The 5,350-nt window shown below is 67.7% G+C and carries 5 protein-coding genes; 3 read left to right on the top strand and 2 right to left on the bottom strand.

The annotated features are described in order from the left end of the window. Positions 1-548 precede the first annotated feature (548 nt). The gene (locus AC08OX_RS14520; RefSeq protein WP_476608311.1) at positions 549-1,490 is read left to right on the top strand and encodes a ParA family protein; all 942 of its coding nucleotides are present in this window, start codon (positions 549-551) and stop codon (positions 1,488-1,490) included. Next, complete coding sequence (locus AC08OX_RS14515; RefSeq protein ID WP_476608310.1) at positions 1,480-1,959, top strand: hypothetical protein; 480 nt, start codon at positions 1,480-1,482, stop codon at positions 1,957-1,959. The genes AC08OX_RS14520 and AC08OX_RS14515 overlap by 11 nt, the downstream gene beginning before the upstream one ends. Before the next feature lie 58 nt (positions 1,960-2,017). On the opposite strand, the gene AC08OX_RS14510 is transcribed toward AC08OX_RS14515, so the two are convergent. Next, entirely contained in the window at positions 2,018-2,569 is a 552-nt protein-coding gene (locus tag AC08OX_RS14510; protein WP_476608309.1) for a hypothetical protein, read from the bottom strand. A gap of 505 nt (positions 2,570-3,074) precedes the next feature. After that, on the bottom strand, positions 3,075-3,470 hold the full coding sequence (locus AC08OX_RS14505) for a winged helix-turn-helix transcriptional regulator (protein ID WP_476608308.1): 396 nt from the start codon (positions 3,468-3,470) through the stop codon (positions 3,075-3,077). A 61-nt stretch (positions 3,471-3,531) separates the two neighbouring features. On the opposite strand from AC08OX_RS14505, the gene AC08OX_RS14500 reads away from it, so the two are divergent. Then, positions 3,532-5,028 carry an MFS transporter gene (locus AC08OX_RS14500; protein ID WP_476608307.1) on the top strand — a complete coding sequence of 499 codons (1,497 nt, stop codon included), beginning with the start codon at positions 3,532-3,534 and terminating at the stop codon, positions 5,026-5,028. Positions 5,029-5,350 lie beyond the last annotated feature (322 nt).

The following is a 5,350-nucleotide window of genomic DNA, read 5'->3' as shown; positions in this document are numbered from 1 at the left end:
CGCGGAAAGGCTCATTACCTACCGCCTGTTCGCCGCGTCAAACCCAGCATCACCCGAAACTCACCCTCTCGTCTCGGCCTGATGCCGCAGACGGTGGCCGGGGGCACCGGGTGAGCAGGGGCACTGACGGAAGACGGTCGGCTTGGGGTGTCCGGCCGGACTTGCGGGCCTTCGTCTTGGTACCGTCCCACTTCGCTTGAGTTGACCATGATGTACCCACCAGTCGGCCAGGTCCGGCGTGGCGGCAGTCCGGAGCCGGTGCGCGGCTGGCTGCCCTACGACCTCTCCCACGACCCTCCCAACGTGGGATCAGCTGGACGATCGATGGTCATCGGCGGCCAAATGTCCACGCACGGCACTCACCCGTCCAGGGGATCCCGGAAGTGGCGTCAACGGCACGTGGTGTGCTGGCAGGAAGAAGGCCGGCGCGGGTCACGCGTACGGACGGCGCCAGTGCGCGACAGGGGGATGACACATCATCGAAGTCCACGAAGCAAACCTGACGGCTATCTTAATATATCGCGGTCATCCACAAGAGCGGTGACACCGTGAAAGTGGTCTCGGTCATGAACTACAAGGGCGGAGTCGGAAAGACCACTCTGACGGCGAACATCGGCGCGGAGATCGCCCGCTGGGGAAAACGGGTTCTTCTGATCGATCTTGATCCGCAGGCGAGCCTCACCTTCTCCTTCTACCGGCCGGAGGACTGGCGGGCGCACCTCGCCGAGGGCCGGACCATCAAACAGTGGTTCGAAGCCTGGCGAATGGACGGGCCGGTGCCGGGGCTCGAGGCACTCGTCACCGCCCCCACGGTGGCGAACTCCCGCATCGCGCATAGCGGTGGCCGACTCGGCCTGATCGCGTCCCACCTTGCCCTCGGCGACGTCGAGATGGATCTCGCCGCGCGGTTGGGTGGGGCACAGATCCACCGGTCAACACGCCACTACTTCGACGTCTATCTGCGTCTCGCGGCCGGGCTTGCCACCCTGCCCGGGCCGCTCTACGATCTGGTGCTCATCGACTGCCCGCCGAACTTCGGCGTCATCACGAGGTCCGCCGTGGCGGCCAGCGACCAACTGCTCATCCCGGCCCGCCCGGACGAGCTGTCCACCCTCGGAATCGATCACCTGCAGTCCCGGCTGCGCCGGTTCACCTGGGAATTCAACCAGGTCGCTGATCTGCAGGCCGACCTCCGGCCGGCCGTGAAGAAACTGGAACCGATGATTCTGGGCGTCGTCTTCACAATGGTCCAGTACTACGGTGGTCAGCCCGTCTCGGCGCTGCGGCCCTACATAGCGCAGACCAGAAGCCTCGGGCTGCCCGTCTTCGATGCGATGCTTCGGGAGAGCAACAAGCACTTCGCCGGCGCGGCCCGCTCCCAGCTCCCCGCCATTCTCACCGAGCAGCTCAGCCGGGAACTCGCCTGGGAACTGCAGAGCCTGGTCGAGGAGTTCCTCAAACGCATCCGGACGGCAAACCATGGCTCCTGACAGTCGGCCCGCCAGCCACCCGGGTCGGGATGCGGCCCGTCTCGGGGCTGTTCTCCTGCGCCAGGTGTCCGATCTGCTCGACACCCTGGACGTCCGGCAGCTCGACGATCTCGTGGCGGGTCGGGCGCGGCTCGCGGTCGTCCCCACGGCCACAGCAGCGCCCACGGCCACGGCAGCAGACCCGGGCAGTCGTGCCGCGGCGGACGGCTCCCGGCTCCCGGCGTCCGTGGACGTCGAGAAGCTGCACGCGACACTGGTCGCCGCCGCGAGCCGGGAGGAAGCCCGGGAGCACCTGGCCGCCCTGGGCCGGATCCCGGTCCCACAGCTACGGGCCCTGGCGGGCGCCCTGGGTGTCGACGGTGTCGGCGGCAGGGATCCGAAAGCCACCGTGATCCGAAAGATCGTGGACGGGACCATCGGTTTCCGGCTCAGCTCCCGGGCGATGCTGGCCGGGGAATCCGAACTGTAGAGCCGCGTTCCGACCATTCTCCGGCCGGTGGAGCCGTCGGCTGGCCCGCTCCCGCCGGTCATGCCGCACCGAGCAGGAGGCCGAATCCGGTCATCAACACGGCGACGGCGAGTACCAGCGAGGTCACGAGATTACGCATGGTGACTCGGCGGGGAGCGCCGTCGAGGTCCGGCTGCGCCTCGGGCTCGCGCGGTGGAATCCGCAGGGCGAGCACGATCGGGTGAAACGGCGAGACACGGTTCGGCGGCCAGGCGACCGCCCGCAGATCGCGCCGTTTGAAGGGGGCATGACTCGCGCATCCGGTGAGCCAGCCGTTGACCGGGGTCTCGCAGATGCCGTCGTCGGTCCGGTAGGCCCGGCAGAGCGTCGGCCAACGGAATCCCAACATCACGGTGATCACGAGCAGGGCCACCGGCAGCGCGACCCACGTGCCCCGCAGGGTGAGCCACAGTCCGGCGGCACCGAAGGCGAGATAGCAGGCGAGATGGACGTGTTTGCGTTCCCGCCGGCTCCTCGTCCGTGAAGCGGCCCGGCGGGACCGGGTCGGTTGCCGGCGGCGGGCGGACGTCCGGCCCGATCCCGACGAAGATCTCCTGCGCGGCGCTGCCATGACCATCCTCCTGTCTGCCCAGGTGCACGGGTGGGATGCGCCGCGGCGTCACGACAGATGCGTGGCCGTCCGTGCATCTGCGCCGACGGTCACGCCCCGCCCCTCGGCTGGCGTCGCTCCGCAATGGTTCTAGCACAGCTTGATGCCTAATTTAGCACTTATCCTTTGTTTGCCATCACTTGCTACCAAACGTCGATAATAGGCGCATGATGTGTCCGTATAGCAGTCATGTTTTCAGTCATGCTTCTTCGCGACAGATTTCGATCAAGGCTTTGGCGGATCCCGCCGGCCTGTCGATCAGTACGCTGAAGGCGCGGTCGAGATCGGGCAGCGGATACCGGGGGTGATCAGACCGGCCGCGACGAGCCTCGGTCTGGCCCCCACCAGCCTCCTTGTCCGACGGGACACGCGCGGGCGTCCGGGCCGGCCCTGGACCTTCGGCCGCACTGACGCGCCGCCGGTTGACACCTGGAGCCGCCCCAGGAAGCTCCTGCTCCTGGCCGGGTTACTCGTCCATGGCACGGAGCAGGCTCGCGGGCAGCGATCGATCCGGGCCGGCTCCCGTAGTCCATCGGGAGCCCCATCGGCCGAGTTCCATCAGGATCGGCGCGAGATCCCGGCCCGCCGACGTCAGCTCGTATTCCGAACGAGGTGGACGTGGCTGATAAAGCCTGCGTTGCAGGATGCCTCGATCGACGAGCCGGTCGAGGCGCCGGGTGAGGGTGTGATCGGAGATCTTCAGACGGGTTCGGAAGTCGTCGTAGCGCCGAGCGCCGCCGAACGCCTCTCGGATGATCAGCAGGGACCAGTGATCGCCGATCAGCCCGAGCGCGCGAGCGGCCGGGCAGTCGGACTCGTCGTGCTGGTCAAGCACCCGGCCAGTGTATCTGTTGACTTCCATTTCGGAAGCATCTAGGATCACTTCCGGAATGGAAGTCGGTCTCGGGGGAGTGGAGGCGAGTATGTCGAGGTCCGCTCAGCCGAAGGAGTCTGCGGCATCACCACTGCTGCTGCCGGTCGTGTGCCTCGGCCAGTTCCTGGTCGTGTTCAGCCTGTCCAGCGTGAATGTCGCGCTACCCAGCCTGGCTGCCGATCTTCAGATGAGCCGCGAGACCCAGCCCTACACGGTCACGGCCTACGGGATAGCCCTGGGCAGCCTGCTCCTGCTGGGTGGCAGGGCTGGCGATCTACTCGGCCGACGGCGACTGTTCCGGCTGGGCACGGGGGTCTTCGCGGTCGGCACCGTGGTGTGCACGCTCGCCAACGTGACCGGCGTGCTGCTCGCTGGGCGGGCCCTGGAGGGGCTCGGTGCGGCCATGCTCGCCCCGGCCGCGCTGGGGACGATCAACGCGATCTACCCGCAAGGGCCGAGCAGAAACAAGGCGCTCGGGGTGTTCGGTGCGGTGTCCAGCGCGGCGGCCGGAGTGGGCGTCTTGGCGGGCGGGGTCCTCACCGACGGGCCGGGATGGCGGTGGGCGTTCGCGATCAAAATTCCCTTCTGCCTACTCCTGCTTGCCGTGGTCGGAAGGATCATGCCGGAGACCCGTGACACCCGTTCTCACCACGGCTTCGACATCGCCGGCGCGCTCACCGCGACCGGGTCGATGTTCTCGCTGGTCGTGGCCATCACACAGGCGGAGCAGCGCGGTTTCACCAGCCCGGCGATCCTTGCTCTGTTCGGATCAGCCGCCGTTCTTCTGATCGCCTTCATCGTGATCGAGAGCCGCAGCGACGACCCGCTCATGCCGTTGGCCCTCTTCCGTCGGCGTGGTCTCAGCGTCGCCAACGGCGCGACCCTGCTCGTGTGGGCCAGCTTCGGGTCGGCTTTCCTCCTGGTGGCCCTGTATGTGCAGCAGGTACTCGGCTACAGCCCGATGAAGGCCGGGCTGACATTCGTGCCGATGGCAACCGCGGCCGCGCTCGCGGCCAACGTCGCCCAGGCGACAGCGAGTCGTTCCGCGCGCGGTCCCAAACCCGCGCTGCTCGTCGGCCTTGTCCTCCTCACTGTCGGCGTGGCCCTCCTGTCCCGGGGCGACGCCGACACCAGGTACACGGCGGTGCTGCTGCCGGCGCTCGTGCTGTGCGGCGCCGGTCTCGCGACCTCCCTCACCGCACTCAACGTGGCCGCCTTCAGCGGCTCCAACAGCGACGACTCCGGGGTTGAGGCAGGACTCCTGAGCACCTCCCAGGAGATCGGCGCGGCCCTCGGCGTCTCGATTCTCTCGACGGTGTCGGCCCGCGTCATCTCCGATCATCTCGCCGCTCATCCCGGAGATCCGACCGCGATGCTTAGCGGCGCAGTCGATGCCTTTCAGGTGTCCTTCGTCGTCGCGGCGGGCATGGCTGCCGGCGCCTTCCTGCTTTCCCTGATCGCACTCTCGGCGCGGGTTGATATCCCTCCGGCCAGCGTGTCGGAAAACCCCCTCGCGGAACCAGCCTCGATAATGCCCTCAAGGTGACACGGTCGCCCTGGACGAGACTTCCGAAGATCGTCGCGCGGGTTCCGCCCGCCTTCTCATCGGATCGAACTCGGCCGCGGCCATGCGGCTGCTCCTGCCAGGCCTCCGCTCCCCTCGTCCCGCTCGCGGCCTCCTCCGCTGGGCCGTGCCGTTTCCTCCTCCCGCAGCACATCCGACGTCAGTGACGCTGGCCAGTGATTTCTTCCTGGCCAGCCCGTCAGTACCCGCGCTCCTCAATGAATCGCTCCTTGAGGAGCAGGTCCGCGACCCCGCTTCCCACCCCGTGGGACGGGGTTGTTGTCGTGTTCGGTGGGGTCAGGGG

Source organism: Frankia sp. CoBUL1 (genome assembly GCF_978021245.1).
The sequence above is the reverse complement of the archived record's forward strand: the minus strand, read 5'-3'. Positions and strand labels throughout refer to the sequence as shown.

What these genes read in the sequence shown, in the direction of transcription:
- AC08OX_RS14505 (WP_476608308.1), bottom strand. Translation starts at nt 3,470, where the DNA reads ATGGAAGTCAACAGATACACTGGCCGGGTGCTTGACCAGCACGACGAG.
- AC08OX_RS14510 (WP_476608309.1), bottom strand. Translation starts at nt 2,569, where the DNA reads ATGGCAGCGCCGCGCAGGAGATCTTCGTCGGGATCGGGCCGGACGTCC.
- AC08OX_RS14500 (WP_476608307.1), top strand. Translation starts at nt 3,532, where the DNA reads ATGTCGAGGTCCGCTCAGCCGAAGGAGTCTGCGGCATCACCACTGCTG.
- AC08OX_RS14515 (WP_476608310.1), top strand. Translation starts at nt 1,480, where the DNA reads ATGGCTCCTGACAGTCGGCCCGCCAGCCACCCGGGTCGGGATGCGGCC.